Here is a 20,922-nt window from a genome sequence, read left to right as displayed (position 1 = left end):
CCACAACTCTCCTTTGCTAATCATTTATGTTAATTCATGAAGAATCTAAATAAACCTAGCAGGTGGAGTCAAAAACCATAACCAGAAACCAGTGTGACCAAAAATTTCCCGGGTCATGATTCGTCTTCACCTGATACTTGAGCACTTTTAGCGAAAAGCCATGTGAACAAGAGACAGGTTACTCCCAGGCTACATTCCTACGCTTCGACAGGATAAAACTCAGTTTGCATTGCAGGGAGATATTCTTCTGTATCAAAATAAGTATATTCCCAAGCGTCTTGTCTTACCATTAATTCACGTAATAATCTGTTATTTAATTCATGTCCTGACTTATAACCTTCAAATGCGCCAATCAAGCTGGAACCTAACAGATACAGATCACCAATCGCATCCAATACTTTATGAGAAACAAATTCTGATTCAAAACGAAGTCCATCATCGTTGAGAACACGGTAGTCATCAACAACTATGGCATTATCCAGGCTTCCCCCTTTTGCCAAATCGCATTCCCTTAATTTTTCATAATCGGAGAGAAATCCAAATGTACGTGCTCGGCAAACTTCCTTGACATAAGAAGTCGTAGAAAAGTCAAAACTTACTGTTTGTGGCTTATCATTAAAAGCAGGGTGGTCAAAATCAATGGTAAAGGTAATTTTATACCCATTATAAGGATAAAATTGAACAAACTTGCCATTATCCTCTACACGAATAGGCTTAAGAATACGTATGTACTTTTTGGGAGCATTTTGCTCACGTATGCCCGCTGATTGGATCAGGAAAACAAAAGGAGCAGCGCTTCCATCCATAATTGGTAATTCTGGAGCATTCACATCAATGTAAGCATTATCAATACCTAAACCCGCCAAAGCGGAGAGTAAATGTTCTACGGTTGCGATTTTAACGGGGCCATGATGTAACGTGGTGCATAGCATAGTGTCACCCACATTCTCATAAGAAGCTGGTATTTCTAGTACAGGTGAAAGATCTACTCTTCTAAAAACTATACCTGTATTCACAGGAGCAGGTCTCAAGGTTAAAAGCACTTTTTCACCGGAATGCAATCCAACACCAGTTGCCTGGATCACCTTTTTAGGAGTTCTTTGTTGTGTCATTCGGTGCTCACCTTGTTCCTCATCATGTTTTAATTTTTACTTTACACGCAAAACTTCGTGATCGTATCAATATTTTAATATTTAGTCTAATTATTTTTGTATCAAAGATTTAAATTTGCCCTTCCTCTGCAACCTTGTAGAGGAAGGATCAGATTATTTATACCTCTTCTTGTCGACGTAAAAATGCAGGAATATCAAGATAATCTACATCTGGAACACTCTCACCATTTTGTTTTGCAGCAGAAGACATACTTGCTTGAGCTTGTTTGCGAACAACGGCTGGTCTATCCAACTGCTGATAATCCAAAGAGCCATCACTACGAGTTGTTTCAATCAAACGTGCACGATGGCCGTGTTGTGGTTGTGCTTGCTGATGACGTTGTCTTCCATCACCAAGACCTGTAACAATAACGGTTACACGCATTTCATCCGTCATTTCTGGATCGATTACTGTTCCTACTACTACAGTTGCATCATCAGAAATAAACTCTTTGACTACATCCCCTACTTCCTCAAACTCACCAATTGACATATCAAGGCCGGCAGTAATATTGACTAAGATTCCACGAGCACCTGAAAAATTCACATCCTCCAATAAAGGAGAAGCAATTGCAGCTTCGGCAGCTTGACGCGCTCTTTGTTCTCCTACGGCGCTACCTGTACCCATCATAGCCATACCCATTTCTGACATTACGGTACGTACGTCTGCAAAATCTACGTTGATCAAACCTGGGCGGGTAATTAAATCAGAGATACCTTTTACTGCACCCAGTAACACATTATTTGCTGCCTTGAATGCATTAAGTAGACTAATGTTTTTTCCTAAAACGCTAAGTAATTTATTGTTAGGGATTGTGATCAATGAATCAACATGTTCTGCTAAACGACGAATTCCTTCTTCAGCTGCTAAAGCCCGTTGTTTACCTTCGAATGAGAATGGCTTGGTAACAACAGCTACGGTCAGAATGCCTAGCTCTTTAGCAATTTCTGCAAAAACAGGCGCAGCACCAGTTCCAGTTCCCCCCCCCATTCCTGCAGTAATGAACACCATATCCGCACCGCTTAAGATTTCGCGAATATGGTCTCTGTCTTCTTCAGCTGCTTCACGACCTATTTGTGGATTTGCACCAGCACCTAAGCCTTTGGTTAGCTCATCACCCAGTTGAATGTGTATTTTCGCATTTGAGCCTCTTAATGCCTGCGCATCAGTATTAGCACATATAAATTCAACTCCATCTATATTTTCTGCGACCATATGCTCGACGGCATTGCCACCGCCACCGCCAACACCAACTACCTTGATTACGGCATTATTACTATTGTGTTGGCCTTCCATTAATTCAAACATAACCCTGCTCCCCTCATATGTTTAATCTTTTAACAAAAAACCGGCAGTACCCTTTGAGTCAGATCGATTACCAGTTTTCATTTTTAAACCTTGCATGTAACCTAAAAATTACCCTGGAACCATTCTTTCATACGTGCCCACAAACTCTGGGTATTTTCATTCATTTTAGGTACATTGTAGGTTGATTCATACTGTTGTTGATAACCTTGCAACAACAATCCTACACCTGTAGCAAATGAAGGATTTTCAGTTGCTTCAGCCAATCCAGAAACATGATGGGCGCAACCTTTTCTTACTGGCATTTCAAAGCAAAGCTCTGCAAGTTCAATCCCGCCTCTCACATTGGCAGCACCACCAGTCAGAACAATGCCTGCAGCCATTCTATCTTCAAATCCACTGCGTCGTAATTCGTTACGTACTAAAGTAAATAGCTCTTCATATCGCGCTGCGACCACATCAGATAAGGCTTTTGCCGATATTTTTCTTCCTGGTCTATCATTGACACTGGTCACTTCCAGCATCTGGTCTGAATTGGCTAATTCGGTTAATGCAACCGCATGATTCAGTTTAATGGATTCTGCAGCTTTTGTAGGCGTGCGTAAAGCCATAGCGATATCATTAGTCACTTGATCTCCTGCAATAGGAATTACAGCTGTATGTTGAATCGCACCTTCACAAAATATCGCAATATCTGTGGTACCACCACCAATATCAATCAGGCAAACGCCAAGATCTTTCTCATCTTCAGTCAAAACTGCATGACTTGAAGCAAGTTGCTCAAGAATGATGTCATTTACTTCTAAACCGCAACGACGTACACATTTAACTATATTTTGCGCAGCGCTTACTGAGCCAGTGACAATATGTACTCGCGACTCAAGTCGTACACCCGCCATTCCTATGGGTTCACGGATACTACCTTGTTGATCGATGATAAATTCCTGAGGTAAAACATGCAGAATTTTTTGATCAGCAGGAATTGCTACTGCTTTCGCAGCATCAATTACTCGCTCTACATCAGCCTGCGATACCTCTTTATCGCGAATGGCAACAATACCATGTGAATTTAAGCTGCGAATATGACTACCAGCAATACCTGCATAAACAGTTCTAACCTCGCATCCAGCCATAAGCTCAGCTTCCTGAACAGCGCGTTGGATAGAGTTCACGGTAGCCTCTATATCAACCACAACACCGCGTTTTAAACCACGAGAGGGGTGACGACCTATTCCGATAATTTCTATTGCACCGTCAGGGGTAACTTCTCCAATTAATGCAATTACTTTTGAAGTTCCTATATCCAATCCAGTGATAATTTCTTTTTCTATTTTTTTTGCCATTATCGTTCCGTTTGTTGTTTCCACTGCACCGCCATACCACGTGGATAACGCAGGTCCACGCTAGACAATTGCTCAATTTTTTCTGCAAATACTGCAGGATATGCTTTACAAAATCGCAGCAATCGTTCTTCTAACTCTTTCTTTCCTAAATATATTTTTACACCATTGCCTAAAAGTAATACCCAAGATTGGTTTGCGCTTAGATAGAGTCCAGTGGCATTTAAACCATACATTGATAATATCTTACTCAATTTTTCGTAAACTTGTAAGACTTCTGCTTGTTGAGATAGTGGTCCTTTTAATCTTGGTAAGCTAAGATCATCTGGTACAGCACCTTCATTAAATAATCTGCCATTTTCAGTCATCAGAGCATTATCCCAAATCGCCACTGGTTTTTTTTCAACAAGCCTTATTTTCAAGGTATCTGGCCAAACACGCTCCACAGTAGCAGTATCGATCCAGCTCAGCTCATTTAATTCGCTCTCTAATGCCCTTACCGATAAAGTAAAAAAACTATTACTCAGGTATTTTGATAATACACCTTCCAATTCTTTATGTGTCACATGCTCATAACTTGCAGCAACTTTGATTGTGGTGATTGGGAACCGTTCAGCATCGGACACATAATAATAACCCAATCGGCAAGCTAAGAATATGGCGCTTAAACTGAGCACCAATAACCAACAGATATATCGAAAATTCCCTGAATCAACATCCCTATTTTTATTCATGGTGTTCACAGATAATTGGTTACTAAATGCCGCCGGCAATTCTGATGTACCATCGCAATACGGATCAACTCGTCCAGTAACTCAGGATAAGATAAACCACTTGCCTGCCATAATTTTGGGTACATGCTAATCGAAGTAAAACCAGGTAAGGTATTTACCTCATTAAAGTAAATTGTCTCGGTTTCGTCATTAACAAAAAAGTCAACGCGCGCCATACCCTTGCATTTTAATCGGATAAAAATATCCGCGGCTGCTTTTTTTAATTGCTCATACAAAGTCGGACTTAATGGAGCAGGGATAATTAGATCTGTTTGTCCACTCTCTAAATATTTTGCTGAATAAGAATAAAAACCATCAGGATGATTAACGCGTATTTCACCTGCAATGCTGACTCTTGGCTCCCCCGAAGGTACAACACTCTCCAATACTGACAATTCAATTTCTCGTCCGAGAATAAATGATTCAATCAAAATCTCTTCGTCATAACGTAATGCATCATCGACTGCTACTAACAATTCAGTCATATTTTTTGCTTTATGTATACCTACACTGGAACCCATTGCACAAGGTTTAACAAATAATGGCCAGCCAAATTGTTCTGCAACTTCTTGGCAAAAACGTTGTCTTTCAGTTGTCGGTGTATGCCATGACAAAAGCTTGTAGTTCGCTGATTTTAAACCATCGACGCACACGATGCGCCTTGCCATATCTTTGTCCATTCCGATGGAGGACGAAAGTACATCACAACCAACATACGCAACACCTGATAACTCAAGCATTCCCTGCAAACATCCATCTTCATATAAAGGGCCGTGGACTACAGGAAAAACCACATCCGCGTCAACAGATAAGCGTCCATCAATAAATAAGCTCGCCATCGGCTTTGAGTGTTCTGTGACTACTGGAAGTTTTTCTTTATAATCAAGTAAATCCTGATATTGATGAAGATGAAATAATCCATCTTTATCCATTGCTACAGGGATGATGTTATATTCTTTCGTATCTAAATGTGCAAGGACAGAAGCGGCTGAAATTAATGAGATTTCATGTTCTCCTGATTTTCCACCATAAAGCAGAACTAGATTGAGAAGTTTGGACATTAGCGGTCTCCGATTATGTGAACTTCGCGCATCAACTCAATTGTTGTCTGCTCACGAACTTTAGTTTGTACTAAATGTATCAATGCTTCAATATCTGCAGCAGTTGCTGAGCCTTGATAATTGATAATAAAATTAGCATGCTTCTGAGAAACCATCGCACCTCCAATATTGAAGCCTTTTAATCCACAAGACTCAATAAGTCGAGCTGCAAAATTTCCTGGAGGATTTCGAAACACTGACCCGCAATTGTATTCATTAGTTGGTTGTGTATTTGCCCGATGAGTCAACAAATCTTTGATAACCTGTAATGACGTTTCTTTATCACCAGGATTTAGTTTAAATGTGGCTGAAATAAACCACTCATCAGAAGGTCCCGAAGTATGACGATACGCTACCTCATATTCCTCAGGTTTACGAATTCTTATTTCACCATTTCGAGTCATGGTCTGCAGTTCCACTACAAACTGCCATGTTTCACCACCGTGACAACCAGCATTCATTCGCAATGCCCCTCCCATAGTTCCTGGGATTCCAGCCCAAAACTCGCCGCCAGACAAATTATTGCGCGCACAAAAACGAGCCATACTCGCACAAGAGACACCAGCTTCGACTTTAACTGTCTGCATATCTAGGAGAGCTATTTCTTTTAGGCATCCTTGAGTAAGAATTACTGTTCCTGAAAATCCACTATCACGAATTAAAGAGTTGGAGCCTAATCCCAACCACAATAGAGGTTCTGTTTCAGGAAGCTGGCGAAGAAATAAAGCGAGATCAGCGATACTTTTGGGTTTATAGAGCTTGTTAGCAGGCCCGCCAACCCGCCAGGTCGTGTATTCCGCCAAAGGCTCATTATAGAGCAAACTGCCCTGAAGTTCAGCTACAAGACCACAATCATTCTCAGTTGGACTCATGTTGCCCTCACACTTCTTTCATCAGGTTCACAGCAATTTGACCAATACTCCCAGCACCTTGCATCAAAATCACATCGCCATCTTTAATCAACTGATTCAGCTTTGCTTTAAGCGATTGTTCATTTACAAGAGTTACTTTTTTATCTTTACCTCTAATTTTTTGCGCCAGACTCTCACTAGTAATCCCTGGAATTTCGGGTTCCCCTGCAGAGTAAATATCAAACAAGAATAATTCATCAGCAAGACTTAACACATCAACAAACTGCTCTTGCAAGGATTGGGTTCTTGTATATCGATGCGGTTGAAAGACGTGGACAAGACGTTTATTTGGCCAAACATGTCTAAACGCATCGATGGTTGAGAGAATTTCTTGAGGATGATGACCGTAATCATCGACAATAAGAGCTGAACCATTCTCAAATTGTTTCTCGCCCAACATTTGAAAACGACGACCTACCCCCTGGAACTTTGCCAAGGCACGTATAATTGAAGCATCATCAACACCTAATTGTGTTGCAATTGCAATCGCAGCCAAAGCATTTAACACATTGTGACGACCTGGGTACTGAAATTGAATGTTTAATGAGGAGTGCGGTATGGGGCGTACTACCGTAAATTCGCTAATTAGCTCATTTTGCGTCCAATTAGTTGCTCGGTAATGAGCCTCCTCAGTAAACCCGTACGTTAATGTTGGTCGTTCAATTGCTGGAAGAATCTTACGGACTTCTAAGTCATCAATACATACCACTGCCAGGCCATAAAAAGGTAAATGGTGTAAAAACTCAAGAAAAGTTGTTCTTAATTTATCAAAATTATTCTCATAGTTATCCATATGATCTGCATCAATATTGGTCACTATAGCCATCATAGGTTTTAAGAATAAAAATGACGCATCACTTTCATCAGCCTCAACAACAAAATATGGCGATTGGCCTAGTTGAGCATTAATACCCAGACTATTCAATTTGCCGCCAATCACAAAACTTGGATCTAATCCACCCTCCGCCAAAAGACTACTTACCAGGCTGGTGGTTGTCGTTTTGCCATGAGTTCCAGCCACAGCAATGCCATGACGAAAACGCATGAGCTCAGCAAGCATCGCTGCTCGTGGGATAACTGGAATCATTTGTTCACGAGCGGCCACAATTTCAGGATTATTCATACCAACTGCTGAAGAACGGACTACAACATCAGCACCTTTTATATGTTCCGCCTTATGCCCCATATAAACAGGAATTCCTAAAGATTTTAACCTTTGTACCGTACTGCCTTCACCTAAATCAGAGCCTGTAATACGATACCCTTGGTAATGTAATACTTCAGCAATACCACACATGCCTACACCACCAATTCCAACAAAATGTATTTGTTCTACGCAGCCCATCCTTGAAGATATAAATTGTCCTGAATTACCCACGAATGCCCCCTTATGCTGACAGAGGCCCTAAGCCCAGAGCCTGCCAACGATTCTCATGATCAATGCGCAATAATAACGCAATTACAACACAATTAATAACCATACTTGCACCACCATAACTCATTAAAGGTAAAGTTAATCCTTTTGTCGGTAATAAACCCGAGTTAACTCCCATGTTTATAGCGGCTTGTAACCCCAACCAAAATGTCAAACCATAAGCAGTATATGAGGCAAATAACCTCTCCTGTGTATAAGCATTATACGCAATAATCAAACCTCTAATAACCAATATACTGTATAGAGTCATGACCATCAAAATACCTACCAGGCCTAATTCCTCTGCCAAAACAGCAAATAAAAAATCAGTATGGGCTTCTGGTAAATAGAGCAATTTCTGGATACTTTCTCCCAAGCCTGACCCAAACCACCCACCTCGACCAAATGCAATCAAGGATTGTGTCAGCTGATATCCACTATTATACTGATCGGCCCAAGGATCTAAAAATGCAGTCAAACGGGCAACCCGATAAGGGGATGAAACCGCCAAAAATGCCAGCGCCCCCATAACTACAATCATTAATCCTATATAATAGCGTAATTTTACACCAGCTAAAAACAGCATGGCCATAACAGTACCTGAAATCACCACCGTAGCCCCAAAATCAGGCTCAAGTAATAACAAAAAGGATACAACTCCCAAAATCACCATAGGCTTAATAAAGCCCAAAATACTTGTACTGACTGCTTCTTGTTGACGCACCAAATAACCCGAAAGATAAAAAATCATCGTGAGCTTGGCTAGTTCGGATACTTGGATACCTATTGGCCCAAAGGCTAACCAGCGTCGGCTTCCATTGACTGCTCGTCCTATTCCTGGAATTAATACAATAAGCAACATCAATATACAAATTAACAACATCGGCATACTGATACGCTGCCAAATACTGCTATCCGTCCTGATCACAACAAGGGCAATCATTAAACCTGCAAATAAATAACATGCCTGGCGAATTAAGAAATGGAATGGTTGGTGAAAGTATTTGGTAGAGATCATGACCGAACTTGAAGCTACCATCATTAGCCCAATAATAAGCAAACCGATGACCACACTAATTAACCATTTATCATAAAGTGAAATAGGTCTGCTGACAGGTTTGCCTCTTTGATTCACATGTCTTGGCCGCATCGATTACAATCCATTCACTAATGAAGCAAACGATTCGCCGCGATGATTAAAATCACTGAACATATCCAAACTGGCGCATGCTGGAGACAATAAAACAACATCACCTGGTTTTGCCTGTGACTTCGCTATAACAACTGCATTATCCAACGAGGAAGCCCGCGCTATAGGCACTACATTTGCTAATGCAGCTTCTATCTTGTCGGCATCTTCACCAATTAAAACAATGGATCTTACATAATCAGCTATAGATTGAGCCAATTCACTGAAATCAGCTCCCTTTCCTTGCCCACCTGCAATAAGTACAATTTTTCCTTGCATAGAACCTCCTATTCCATTAATTGCAGAGATAGTTGCACCAATATTAGTCCCTTTAGAATCATTAATCCAATCAACGCCATCAAGAGTTCGCACCCATTGACAACGATGCGCTAAACCCGCGAATGAAGTCAATATACTTATGATGTGTTGTTGTGAAATACCTGCAGAATCAGCTAAGGCAGAAGCAGCAAGGGCATTAAGCCAATTATGAACTCCTTTAATCAATATAGACTCAACAGGCAAAATGCAAGTATTTCCTTTTGACAAGTATATTTTATCATTTTGAGTGATCAATCCCCAATTGTTTTTTTCTGGAGCATCGATACCAAAAGAAATACGATTAACCTCTGTAGTTGGAACAGTATAAGGATCATCCCGATTAAATAATGCAATCTGGGCTTTATCATATATTCGTTGTTTAGCTTGGACATAAGCCTCCATAGTATGATGCCTGTCCAGATGATCGGGAGTCACATTGAGAATAGTCGCAGCGATTGGAGTTAACGAATAAGTTAAATCCAATTGAAAACTGGATAACTCCAAAACCCATAAATCATACTGATGCTCATCATGAAGCATATCGAGAACTGGTGTTCCTATATTTCCGGCCACAGCGACTTTATATCCTGCTGCCTTCGCCATTTCCCCTACTAAAGTAGTAACAGTTGATTTTCCATTGGTTCCTGTAATCGCGATCACTGGAGCATGAATCTCTCGGGCCAAACACTCTATATCCCCATACACAGCAATACCCATTTGCATTGCCTTTTTAAAAAAAGGGGTATCCAAAGGTAAGCCTGGGCTTGCAATGATATCTGACAATTGGCCTATTATTTCATCAGGAATGTCCTGGGTATAAACGCGAACATTAGGAAATTCCTTTGTAAATTCAGTGACACTCTGAGCCTGAGCGCGTGTATCAAAAGCAATAAAAGGTTTATTTTTACTATGTAAATATCGTGCTACCGATAGCCCAGTTTTACCCAAACCTGCAACTAAATACAAAGGAGGATTCATGAGTGCACCTTTTTATCGAAGTTTTAAAGTAGCTAATCCACATAACACAAAAACAACAGTAATAATCCAGAATCTGACAATTATTTTAGGCTCTGACCATCCCTTCAATTCGAAATGGTGATGTAAAGGCGCCATTCGGAATAAGCGTTTACCATGAGTGTATTTAAAATAACCTACCTGCAAAATAACAGAAATTGTCTCAATGACGAACAAACCACCCATCATTAATAAAACCAATTCCTCTCTGATAACCACAGCGACAATACCTAAAGCAGCCCCTAAAGCTAAAGATCCCACATCGCCCATAAACAACTGAGCCGGATAGCTATTGTACCAAAGAAAGCCGAGTCCTGCGCCAACAATGGAGGAACAAAAGATTGTTAACTCCCCTGTATTAGGAACAAAAGGTATACCTAGATAAGGTGCATAGACCGAGTTACTGGAAGCGTAAGCAAAAATACCTAAGGCACCAGCAACCATGACTATAGGCATAATAGCCAAGCCATCTAACCCATCCGTCAAATTCACTGCATTGGAACTTCCAACAATTACAAAATAACCCAAAACAGGAAATAAAATACCTAAACCTAGAGTCAGGGATTTAAAAAAAGGTACAGTCAGCTGGGTGTGGACAGGTAAAGTGGCATGCATGTATAGATAAACTACAGCAATAAGCGCAATAACTGATTGCCAAAAATATTTCCACCGGGCAGGTAATCCTTTGCTGTTCTTTAATACTAGTTTGCGATAATCATCAACCCATCCCACTACTCCATTTGCGAGAGTAACCAGAAGAACAAGCCATAAACTGGACTGTTGTAAATCACCCCAAAGCAAACAACTCACAGTGATTGCCAACAAGATTAATACCCCCCCCATAGTCGGGGTCCCTGCTTTAGATAAATGTGTCTGGGGACCATCATCTCGTACCATCTGGCCAATCTGCAAGCCTCGCAACCAGCGAATCATCACCGGACCACATAGCAACCCTACCAGGAGTGCGGTCAATGAAGCCAAAATAGATCTGAAAGTTAGATACTGAAAAACTCTTAACGCATGATATTGCCCTTGAAATAGCTGCGTTAGCCAGTAGAGCATAATTGTTCCTCTTGTTTACCCCACTTATGGGTTAGTTTTAAATGATGCCCAACAGGATAATGGGCCAAAAAAGCGGCCAAGCATACCATAAATCAACACACCATTCAGCATCATACAAAAAAATTTCTTTTGGCTCTTAACTCGATTATTAGTTGTTACTTAGAATAGACACACTGGGGCTCCATTCAGTCTATATTAGTTGATGCACAATTTTTTCCATTGCACTGGAACGAGAGCCTTTTACTAAAACAACAGTATCCGGTGATAACTGTTTCACCAGATTTTGCACCAGTTGTTCTTGGTTAGTAAAATGCTCACCACCAACACCAAATGACTCGGCAGCCAATTTGCTATTAGAACCACAGCTAAGTAATTGATCGATGCCTAAGCGACGAGCTGCAAATCCAACTTCCTGATGGTGCTGAGTCGCCCAAATACCCAACTCTCCCATATCCCCAAAAACAAAGATTTTTTTCCCCGGGCGTTCTGCCAATACTTCTAAAGCAGCTAATACAGAGCGTAAATTTGCATTGTAAGTATCATCGATCACCACAGATTTATTTTTTCCCTCAAGAACCGTTAAACGTCCTTTTACACCGCCAAAGCAATTTAGCCCATGTTGAATTTCTTTTATGGAAATACCTACAGCATGACAGCACGCCGCAGCAGCCAAGGCATTGCGAACATTATGTAAGCCAGGAACTTTTAAATGAATATCTACTTGTCCGTTAGGTACGATTAAAGAAAACTGGCCACATCCATTAGCATCCATTACCACATCTTGAGCATAGATATCTGCAACATGCTCTAAAGAAAAGCGCAGGACCTTTTTGTCAATCAACAACTCATCCCAAAAATGAGCATAAGCATCATCATCATTGACTACTGCAACACCAGCAAGAGATAAACCCTGATGTATTTCTCCTTTAGCACGAGCGACACCATCTATAGAACCAAAACCCTCAACATGGGCTGGAGCAATGTTATTAATTAAAGTCACATCAGGATGAACAATCGCCACAGTATGTGCGATTTCGCCTGGATGATTTGCTCCCAACTCAAAAACTGCATAACGATGTTTGCTGCTTAACTGTAAGATGCTTAATGGAGCGCCAATATGATTATTTAAATTTCCTTTGGTCGCATGCGAAGGGGCCGGTAAAATAGCAGCAATCATCTCTTTGGTTGTAGTTTTCCCATTGGATCCAGTTAACGCGATGACAGGACAATGTATATTTTGTCGATGCGCCGCGGCTATTTTCGCCAACGCTTGTATCGGATCCGGAACAACAAATTGTGGTATGTGTACTCCATCTAGAGCATGACACACTATTGCCGCTACTGCACCACGCGTTTCCGCTTCCTTAATAAAGTCATGCCCATCAAAACGTTCACCACGTATGGCAATAAACAAACTACCTGGTTTTAATTCACGACTATCAGTACAAATATCAGTAAGTTCAGCATTGATCTGACATGGTTGGGCAAGTAATGCAGCAATAGTATTTAGGTTCATAGTATTAAGACATGTCCAAAAGTCTAGTGTACTAACACTTGAGCATGGAGTTCAAGGGGGTAAGCTCAGTAAAAAAAATCCACCTTATCTTCATTCCCTTTTAAACAAGTAGAAAAAAGAGAATTCAATTTTCTTGGGAAAAACTAGAGTAATAAATTGTAGCCAGGGTGAAGCATAGCGCAAAGTCCTGGCTACAATTTGTGTAGATTTATACGGCAGACTCAAAATGAGATTGATTAATTTGCAACAAACGATGGTAACGAGCAATACGCTCTTCAGTCAGCAGCTGGCGCTGATCATCAAGCAAGTGAGCATCCAAGCCCTCGCTTAATTGTCTTGCTGTTTCTAACATTACCGCAAATCGCTCAACATCGATACCGGGATTTTTTGAAGAGTACATATATAAACAAAGGCCGCGCACGCTAAAAGCACCTATATTTTGTAAATCAAAAACCCCTGTCGCAGTTGCTGCTGCCAAGCTGCACAAAACTGGACCTTGGCCATTTGAAAATTGATGGCGATGAAATAATTGGCCTTCACCGAAACGTAGACCAGCCGCCAAAACAGTTTGTAATAATTCATACCCAGCAAATTGTCTGTTTTCTTTTGCAACTAAAAAAATCATTACAGTAAGGGGATTATCAGTTTTTGCCATGGCTTCAACTTCTACTTTAGGTTCTGGTTTGGACTCAAGTTCTACCATTAATTTGATTTCATCTTCTTGAGGTATCAAACGTGGTTGTGATGGTTTTGCATTAGGTTTTTGAAATACTTGCAAGTCCCCATCTGCTTTTATTTTATTCTCCATGGCTGCAGCATTGATTTTGCGCACAGCTATTATGTCATCATTATAATTTTGTGTGTTATCAGAATTCCTTTCTGTTTTTTCCAAACTAGGCTGATAACGTTCTGGACTTAAGCTCTGTCTTCGAGCTTTCATTAAGCGCCCAATTGCTACGATAACACCTATTAACAACAGGACATTAAGAATTAAGCTCCAATTTGCCTGCATCATTTACTCCATAGCCAAAGCTTGTGTTACATCAACCGCAACCAAGCGAGATACTCCAGGTTCACGCATAGTTACCCCAATCAAATGATCCGCCAATTCCATTGTTACCTTATTATGAGTAATAAAAAGAAACTGTACGAATTGTGACATCTCTTTCACTAAAGCGCAAAAACGCCCCACATTTACATCATCTAAAGGTGCATCCACCTCATCTAGCATACAAAAAGGTGAAGGATTTAACTGAAAAATAGCAAAAACCAACGCCACTGCAGTCATTGCTTTCTCTCCTCCAGATAACAAATGAATTGTACTGTTTCGTTTTCCCGGAGGTTGTGCCATTACTACAATACCAGCTTCCAGCAGATTATCACAAGTCAATTCAAGCTGCGCTCTTCCACCACCGAACAGCCGCGGAAAAAGTGCCTTGAATGATGAATTGACCTCTTCAAAGGTATTTTCCAGACGCGTGCGAGTTTCTTTATCCATTTTTTCAATGGCAGTTTCAAGAGTTGCTAACGCTTGATTCAAATCAGTATACTGCTCATCCAAATACATTTTACGTTGTTGTTCCGCAGTAAACTCCTCAATCGCAGCGAGGTTAATCGCTCCTAAGCGTTTGATCTTTTCAGAAAGAGCGATTAACTCATCTTCACGCAAAACTTGAGTCACACCCGCAGGTATTTTTTCCAGTAAGACTTGCGGTAACAAGCCCAACTCATCAAGAGACTCATGGACGGAGCTTGCACGCACCACTAAAGCCTGCTCTTCCATTCGCGTCTGACTTATTTGTTCTTGGATCCGTTTTACCTCGAAATCACAGTTTAAAATATTTTTCTCACAATCTTCAAGCTCCATCCTGAGCTGTGATAATTGCTCTCTACTTAAATTCAATTGCAACTCAACTTCACTGTGCTTTTGCAAATGTTGGGCAAGTTGCTCTTTGAGTTCTTCTCCAGGCCCTTCAGTTTGTAAACACAACAGTGCCAGATTTTCCAAACGCTCCTGTAAAATATTTAACCGTTCTTGCTCTCGAAAAATGCGCTCATTGAGTTGCTGTATTTTATTTTTTTCTCTATCGTATTCCAGCTCTGCGTGATGCAGTGCAGCGCGAGACTCTTCTACCTGTTTATTTTTCAATGCCAAACTTTGCATCCATTCTTGTTTTTCATTCAGACACTGTTCTTGTCGTTGCTCAGAGCCACGACATTGCTCTTCTAAAGAATACAATTCCTCCTTTATATTGCATTGTTCTACTGCTATTTCTTCTAACACAAGCTTTAGCTCTTCACATTCAAAGGTTAAAGCAGCCGCCTGTTTTTCAGCATGCACAATCGCTTGTTCATTGGTATTCAAAGCAAGGCTGTTGGTTCTTAATGCTTCATTGCTGGCATTAACATTGAGCTTTTGTAATTCAATTTCTTTTAGGCTTTTTTGGAGCTGCTGATGTGTCTCATCGCGTTCAGCCCTTAGGAGGTCAATCTTCTGTTGTAACTCCTGAACAACTACAGCTAACTCGGTAATTTTTTGTTGTCGCGCCAGTAAACCCAACTCGTCCTGCGTCTCAGGTGTAATAAACTTCACCCATCCTTGACCTAACCAAAAACCGTCAGGAGTTATAATAGATTCGTATTCTGCCAACCCAGGTAACCAGCTTAATGCTTCATCAAAATGCTCCGCAGTATAGATATGCTCCAAAGGATATGCATTTGCTGGGATATCACTTTTTATTTTATCTATGAGGCGCGGATAAGCCGCTCCCGTAAGCGTTTTCTTTTTCAGAGTAACAATATTTTCTCCTTGCTGTTCGCAAATTGCTCTCTGCGGCCATAACTCATCAAACGTTTCTAAAACATATGCATGTAATGCTTCATTAAGAACTCGTTCACACGCAAATTGCCATTTCGTTTCAACATGTAAAATATCCATCAATCTAGGTTTTTCTGACCATTCCTTAATAGGATTTTTATTGTTTTGTATCCCTTGTCGTGCCGCACGCTGTGCTGCCATCAATGCAGCATACTCACTGTTCACTCGGTGAAAATCATCTTGCAGCTCGTGCAACTGCTGCTCTATATTCTGCAACCTTGCGCGTAATTGATCTGTGTTCTCCTGGCTTTGTTTGAGTTGGAGTTCATCAAACGCTTGATCTGCAATTAATTTAATATGCTGATCTTCTAAGTTTTTTCGGGCCTGTTGTAAATCCGCTCTAGAAATCGTTTCTTGTTCTAATTGAAGCTTTTCTAGTCTTAAAAGGGTTTGTTGATGTTTCTCTTCTGAATGCTGTGCTTTAACCTGTTTAACTTGAAACTCTCTTTTCAGATTGCTGGCATGTGCCTGGACTTCTTGCCAACGAAGCTCCCATTCACTCTGTTGTTGTTGTGCATTTTGCCAATTCGCTTCGTGTTCCTTAAATTGCTCCCTTAATAGTTCCAGTTGATTTTCCAGATGATGTGCATTCTCTTGGCAATGATGTAATTCTTCCTTATCGTTTTTGAGTTGTTCTTGTGCAACCTGCCAATCATTCTGCATTTGCTGTTGATCAAGTTCCAAACGTTTCTTTTCACGCATTTGTTGTTGAATGGTTTCTTCCAAACGTGCAATTTCTGTCCCCAATTGATAGAAACCCGCCTGAATTTGCTGCGTTTGCTCATCCACATCATAAAGTGTTTCATTTAAAGTGACTCGTTCTTTATTCGCTTTGGCTAATGCACTTTGCTGCTGTTCATAACTAACCGCCAAGTCTTGTATTTGGTGCTGCTTGACTTCTTGCTGGACAATAAAATCTCGCCACTTGAGTGCCAAAATTTCCGCACGGCACAGTCGTTCCTCATCTTTGAGAATAAGATAACGTTCGGCTGCTTTAGCTTGACGTTCTAGGCGTTGCAATTGTTTGTCCAATTCATCTCGAATGTCTGCTACGCGCGTCAGATTTTCGCGTGTGTGCTCAATACGTTGTAATGTCTCGCGTCGACGCTCTTTATATTTAGAAACGCCTGCAGCTTCCTCAAGATGAGCTCTTAAGTCCTCTGGCTTTGCTTCAATTAACTGGGAAATAGTACCTTGTCCAATAATTGAATAACCACGAGCTCCAGCACCGGTACCAAGAAAAATATCGGTAATATCTTTTCGTCGACAACGACTGCCATTCATATAATAAGAGGAATCACCGTCTCGAGTCACTACACGCTTTACAGCGATTTCACCATAACTGGAAAAAGGACCAGTCAAACGTCCAAGATTATTATCAAATACAAGTTCAACAGAAGCCTGACCTACTGACTTACGGCTAGAAGAACCATTAAAAATAACATCGGTCATGGATTCACCACGCAAATTTCTTGCAGAACTTTCCCCCATAACCCAACGTACCGCATCAATAATATTTGATTTTCCACAACCATTAGGACCTACAACAGCAACCAATTGGCTTGGAAAATGAACCACTGTGGGGTCTACAAAAGATTTAAAACCAGCTAATTTTAATTGCTTCAAATGCATAGAAATGGTAATTTTTAAACCAAAATAAGCGGACATTATAACCGAGGATGAACAGAGTACAAAACCTCTTTCCGGTTAAGAACAAGATTAAAAATATTAGATTCGCGGAAAATTATCCGCTTCATGAACAATACGGTCATGTGACTCCTCAAGAAAAAGGAAAGTGAAGAACATTTGATCGACGTAATCAGCCCCTGGAGGTGTATAGCACATTTACCGAATCTTTAGAGCTTTATTATGCGAAATAAAGCAATGCTTAGAATCAGCATATTGCTTTGTCTAATTATAAGGGACAAATTGGTTGGCAGGGTACATACAGCAGAACTCATAGCTGTTTTAAAGAGTGATATAATTAAAGTAACATGTCATTAACGACTATTATCATAGGATTTTGTAGTGAGTAAGGCTTTTACTAAAGAAGATGATGAGTATACTGAACCAGAGCGTCCAGACTTTGACTTACCAAATATCAAAAATTATATGACCCCTATTGGTTTTGCAATGCTGCAAACTGAATTACGTGATTTAGTTAGTAATGAAAGGCCTGCAATTGTGAAAGTAGTAAGTTGGGCAGCGAGTAATGGTGACCGTTCAGAAAACGGGGATTACATTTATGGAAAAAAACGTTTACGTGAAATTGACAGACGCATTCGCTATTTGACAAAACGCTTGGAAAGCGCTGAGATAGTCGACCCTAAACTTCAAGTGGGTCTTACTCAGGTATTTTTTGGTGCCACGGTCCATTACATCATTGAAAATGGTGAATCTCGTTCTGTCAAAATTGTAGGTCTGGATGAAGCTGATATTAATGCTGGAAAAATAAGCTGGGTTTCACCCTTGGCGAAAACACTATTGAAAGCTAGAGTTGGGGATAGCAGGACCTTGCGGGTTGGGGATGGAGAATATAATTTAACGGTGACAAATATTTATTACGAAGTCTAGTTTTGTATTTAAAATCAAGAGCTCGATATGGTACGGACCAAATGAACTCGGATTTATAACCAACGTTTTCAAACCTCATAGACAGTTATAAGTTTCTTCTCATAAAATTCACAAGTCCATCGAAGTAGGTAAGCAATTATTGGACTAATTTGACAAACAAATGAACAAAGATATAATTCTGCCATTTAACAAAAAATGGATGGATTAATGATGCATTTACTCAATAAAACACTCGCCCTAATACTACTTAGTACTGCGTTTCTTTTTTCCAATCCAATTTTTGCAGCTCCACCCAATCTGACTTTAGTTAAAAATGAACTCAAAAATTATTATGACTCAGGGCTTTACCAAAAAGAATTTACGCAAGTTATTATAAAAGCACAAAAATATATTGATCAACAAGCCGAAATAAATCAAAAAGAAAGATCACCTAAAAAATTAGCGCTGGTCTTAGATATTGATGAAACCAGCCTATCAAATTATAAGTATATGATTAAACGTGATTTTGGTGGAAATCGTAAGCTGTTTCACAAAGACGTAATGGCGGCTAATGCTCCGGTAATTAAGCCTATGCTTGCCTTGTATCATGATGCCCGCAATCATGGTATCAACGTATTTTTTATTACGGGAAGAAATGAAACTGAGCGCAAAGCAACAGAAAAAAATCTACAGGAAGCAGGTTATTCTGAATGGTCAGGCCTGTATTTGCGTCCTAATAATTACTCCGATAAATCGATTATTCCATTCAAGTCAAGCACACGAAAAATGATTACGGAAAAAGGTTACACTATCATAGCATCTATAGGAGATCAGTGCAGTGATCTTAAGGGCGGGTATACGAAAAAGGTATTTAAATTACCCAATCCCTTTTATTATCTACCTTAAATAAGATTCATATCCTAGGTACTGTTGCGGGATTTGCACAAATCCCCTAAGTTTTTTTAGGGCAACCAGGAAGCAATTGATTTGCATCCTGGTGGACTATATCTTTCAAAACAAGTGACATCAACAATTGAACTTGTTGCTCATACATAGTTCGATCATATCCACCTTCTAAACCCCAATATATTTTTTCAATATCAGTTTTATTTTCTTGATACACTTTAAATAAACTTTCATAAAAATAGGTTAAGTCTTTTGAGTTAAAACGAGTTTTTTGTGCCTCAGCATCCCCCATTAATTCTCCATCAACATACTTTCCACAATAAGCGGTTTCTTCTTCATGTGAATCCCACCCTGTGGGTAAAAATAGAGCAACTTTCTGGTGATTTTTTTTAGCCTGTTCTATTTGCTCCTCAATTTTCTCTAACGCAAAAACCAAAGCAGGATGTACTAAACCAGGTTTACGTGTAGTGCGGCTCAAATCTACGGCATAATATTCTAAATTTCCTCGTTGCCACATTTGAATTTTTTGCCCGACATCTTCTCCACTCTTTTGGAAAGCCTCAGTAATAAACGCATCATCTTCTTGGGGATAAACCCTTGAGTCAAAAATATCTACATGACATATATCCATATCTGAGGCAGAATTCCATAAAACATTGCATAAACCATTATCACGATTTACATCAGTTCCAACAATAATATGTTTCAGTGGTTTACTCGATAAACTTTGCAAATATTTAATTAATATTGCTGATTTATTCAAAATACAAAAGCCATTTCCTTCATCACTAAACGCATGGTGTGAAGGCAGACCAAAAGAAAAATGTACTTTTCCAAAGTGAAATAAAGTCATTGCAATATCTTTAATCAATACCTCAAATACTCCCGGTGTAATAAGAATATCGGGAGATAATTGTTTCCATCCTTTATGTTGCGCTTGAATACAATAAAAAATGAGTTTCTGTATATATTCATGAGTATGCACTGCCAGTAACGCGCGAAGAATTTCATCCTTTTCAGGAAATTGGGCAAAAAGAGCCAATGCCACTTCTTCATTGCCTTTCTTCATTGCGGTAAATAATTGATTCCAGTGCTTAGGCAACAGCACAACATCTGTAGTGACAACAGGTAATGAAGAATCTGTAGATTGAGTTTCTACAATCACCTGAGTCATATGCTTTAGCCGTTTAAATTGGTCTTCCTCAGCACCTGCCGGCATGTTATGCATTTGCTCTATATCTTTAGCAGAGGGAATTTGAATACAGCATTCTTGAGTTTTTTCTTTATACGACTCAGGAGAGATTTTAGCTCTAAAGAAATATTTATGCTTCATCTTCATTTACCCATGGAAGTAAAGAGAAAAAGAGTTTCTGCTCCAAGCAAAAACTCTTGCCGTTTCTTTTAGATTATAGAGAATGTCTTAACGATGCAATGAAGAAAGGGTTTGACAGCGAATTAATTAAATAAAGAATTACACCCGAATTAAATACA

At 39.9% G+C, this 20,922-nt stretch carries 15 protein-coding genes and 1 pseudogene; 2 read left to right on the top strand and 14 right to left on the bottom strand.

What is annotated here, in order from left to right; genetic code table 11:
- Positions 1-197 precede the first annotated feature (197 nt).
- The 13 genes and pseudogenes from lpxC to smc all read right to left on the bottom strand — a co-directional run bounded on the left by lpxC (position 198) and on the right by smc (position 17,604).
- A complete protein-coding gene (gene lpxC, locus Lpar_RS06820; protein WP_058517237.1) occupies positions 198-1,112 on the bottom strand; it encodes a UDP-3-O-acyl-N-acetylglucosamine deacetylase in 915 nt (304 codons plus the stop codon).
- 157 nt (positions 1,113-1,269) lie between these two features.
- Positions 1,270-2,460: a cell division protein FtsZ gene (gene ftsZ, locus Lpar_RS06815; protein ID WP_058517236.1), complete on the bottom strand. Its 1,191-nt coding sequence runs from the start codon at positions 2,458-2,460 to the stop codon at positions 1,270-1,272.
- Between the two features lie 101 nt (positions 2,461-2,561).
- A complete protein-coding gene (ftsA, locus tag Lpar_RS06810) occupies positions 2,562-3,800 on the bottom strand; it encodes a cell division protein FtsA (protein WP_058517235.1) in 1,239 nt (412 codons plus the stop codon).
- Entirely contained in the window at positions 3,800-4,531 is a 732-nt protein-coding gene (locus tag Lpar_RS06805; RefSeq protein ID WP_058517234.1) for a cell division protein FtsQ/DivIB, read from the bottom strand. The genes ftsA and Lpar_RS06805 overlap by 1 nt, the downstream gene beginning before the upstream one ends.
- Positions 4,532-4,536: 5 nt before the next feature.
- On the bottom strand, positions 4,537-5,631 hold the full coding sequence (locus Lpar_RS06800) for a D-alanine--D-alanine ligase family protein (protein WP_058517233.1): 1,095 nt from the start codon (positions 5,629-5,631) through the stop codon (positions 4,537-4,539).
- Positions 5,576-6,542 (bottom strand): annotated as a pseudogene (gene murB / locus Lpar_RS06795) (UDP-N-acetylmuramate dehydrogenase). Before murB ends, Lpar_RS06800 begins: the two are co-directional and overlap by 56 nt.
- A 7-nt stretch (positions 6,543-6,549) precedes the next feature.
- The gene (gene murC, locus Lpar_RS06790) at positions 6,550-7,959 is read right to left on the bottom strand and encodes a UDP-N-acetylmuramate--L-alanine ligase (protein ID WP_058517231.1); all 1,410 of its coding nucleotides are present in this window, start codon (positions 7,957-7,959) and stop codon (positions 6,550-6,552) included.
- Between the two features lie 10 nt (positions 7,960-7,969).
- Entirely contained in the window at positions 7,970-9,145 is a 1,176-nt protein-coding gene (gene ftsW / locus Lpar_RS06785; protein ID WP_058517230.1) for a putative lipid II flippase FtsW, read from the bottom strand.
- A gap of 3 nt (positions 9,146-9,148) precedes the next feature.
- Positions 9,149-10,480: a UDP-N-acetylmuramoyl-L-alanine--D-glutamate ligase gene (gene murD, locus Lpar_RS06780; RefSeq protein ID WP_058517229.1), complete on the bottom strand. Its 1,332-nt coding sequence runs from the start codon at positions 10,478-10,480 to the stop codon at positions 9,149-9,151.
- A gap of 12 nt (positions 10,481-10,492) precedes the next feature.
- A complete protein-coding gene (mraY, locus tag Lpar_RS06775) occupies positions 10,493-11,578 on the bottom strand; it encodes a phospho-N-acetylmuramoyl-pentapeptide-transferase (RefSeq protein WP_058517228.1) in 1,086 nt (361 codons plus the stop codon).
- A 190-nt stretch (positions 11,579-11,768) separates the two neighbouring features.
- A complete protein-coding gene (locus Lpar_RS06770) occupies positions 11,769-13,094 on the bottom strand; it encodes a UDP-N-acetylmuramoyl-tripeptide--D-alanyl-D-alanine ligase (protein ID WP_058517227.1) in 1,326 nt (441 codons plus the stop codon).
- Between the two features lie 208 nt (positions 13,095-13,302).
- Entirely contained in the window at positions 13,303-14,106 is an 804-nt protein-coding gene (locus Lpar_RS06765) for a cell division protein ZipA C-terminal FtsZ-binding domain-containing protein (RefSeq protein WP_058517226.1), read from the bottom strand.
- A gap of 3 nt (positions 14,107-14,109) precedes the next feature.
- A complete protein-coding gene (gene smc / locus Lpar_RS06760; RefSeq protein WP_058519195.1) occupies positions 14,110-17,604 on the bottom strand; it encodes a chromosome segregation protein SMC in 3,495 nt (1,164 codons plus the stop codon).
- A gap of 396 nt (positions 17,605-18,000) precedes the next feature.
- Here smc and greB point away from each other — a divergent pair, with 396 nt between their 5' ends.
- Both greB and Lpar_RS06750 read left to right on the top strand, forming a co-directional pair.
- Positions 18,001-18,546, top strand: a complete 546-nt coding sequence (greB, locus tag Lpar_RS06755) for a transcription elongation factor GreB (protein ID WP_058517225.1) — start codon at positions 18,001-18,003, stop codon at positions 18,544-18,546.
- A 207-nt stretch (positions 18,547-18,753) separates the two neighbouring features.
- A complete protein-coding gene (locus Lpar_RS06750; protein WP_058517224.1) occupies positions 18,754-19,431 on the top strand; it encodes an HAD family acid phosphatase in 678 nt (225 codons plus the stop codon).
- Between the two features lie 46 nt (positions 19,432-19,477).
- Here the strand turns inward: Lpar_RS06750 and Lpar_RS06745 are convergent, their stop codons facing one another.
- Positions 19,478-20,764, bottom strand: coding sequence for an acetylpolyamine aminohydrolase (locus Lpar_RS06745; RefSeq protein ID WP_058517223.1), 1,287 nt, complete (start codon positions 20,762-20,764; stop codon positions 19,478-19,480).
- Positions 20,765-20,922: the final 158 nt, after the last annotated feature.

Origin of the sequence: Legionella parisiensis (assembly GCF_001467945.1) — a bacterium.
Classification (GTDB): Bacteria; Pseudomonadota; Gammaproteobacteria; order Legionellales; family Legionellaceae; genus Legionella; species Legionella parisiensis.
The sequence above is the reverse complement of the archived record's forward strand: the minus strand, read 5'-3'. Positions and strand labels throughout refer to the sequence as shown.

Bases quoted from the DNA above. Each gene is read 5' to 3' on its own strand.
- lpxC (WP_058517237.1), bottom strand. From the start codon at position 1,112: ATGACACAACAAAGAACTCCTAAAAAGGTGATCCAGGCAACTGGTGTT.
- ftsW (WP_058517230.1), bottom strand. From the start codon at position 9,145: ATGCGGCCAAGACATGTGAATCAAAGAGGCAAACCTGTCAGCAGACCT.
- Lpar_RS06805 (WP_058517234.1), bottom strand. From the start codon at position 4,531: ATGAATAAAAATAGGGATGTTGATTCAGGGAATTTTCGATATATCTGT.
- murD (WP_058517229.1), bottom strand. From the start codon at position 10,480: ATGAATCCTCCTTTGTATTTAGTTGCAGGTTTGGGTAAAACTGGGCTA.
- Lpar_RS06745 (WP_058517223.1), bottom strand. From the start codon at position 20,764: ATGAAGCATAAATATTTCTTTAGAGCTAAAATCTCTCCTGAGTCGTAT.
- mraY (WP_058517228.1), bottom strand. From the start codon at position 11,578: ATGCTCTACTGGCTAACGCAGCTATTTCAAGGGCAATATCATGCGTTA.
- ftsZ (WP_058517236.1), bottom strand. From the start codon at position 2,460: ATGTTTGAATTAATGGAAGGCCAACACAATAGTAATAATGCCGTAATC.
- Lpar_RS06800 (WP_058517233.1), bottom strand. From the start codon at position 5,631: ATGTCCAAACTTCTCAATCTAGTTCTGCTTTATGGTGGAAAATCAGGA.
- Lpar_RS06765 (WP_058517226.1), bottom strand. From the start codon at position 14,106: ATGCAGGCAAATTGGAGCTTAATTCTTAATGTCCTGTTGTTAATAGGT.
- ftsA (WP_058517235.1), bottom strand. From the start codon at position 3,800: ATGGCAAAAAAAATAGAAAAAGAAATTATCACTGGATTGGATATAGGA.
- Lpar_RS06770 (WP_058517227.1), bottom strand. From the start codon at position 13,094: ATGAACCTAAATACTATTGCTGCATTACTTGCCCAACCATGTCAGATC.
- smc (WP_058519195.1), bottom strand. From the start codon at position 17,604: ATGCATTTGAAGCAATTAAAATTAGCTGGTTTTAAATCTTTTGTAGAC.
- Lpar_RS06750 (WP_058517224.1), top strand. From the start codon at position 18,754: ATGATGCATTTACTCAATAAAACACTCGCCCTAATACTACTTAGTACT.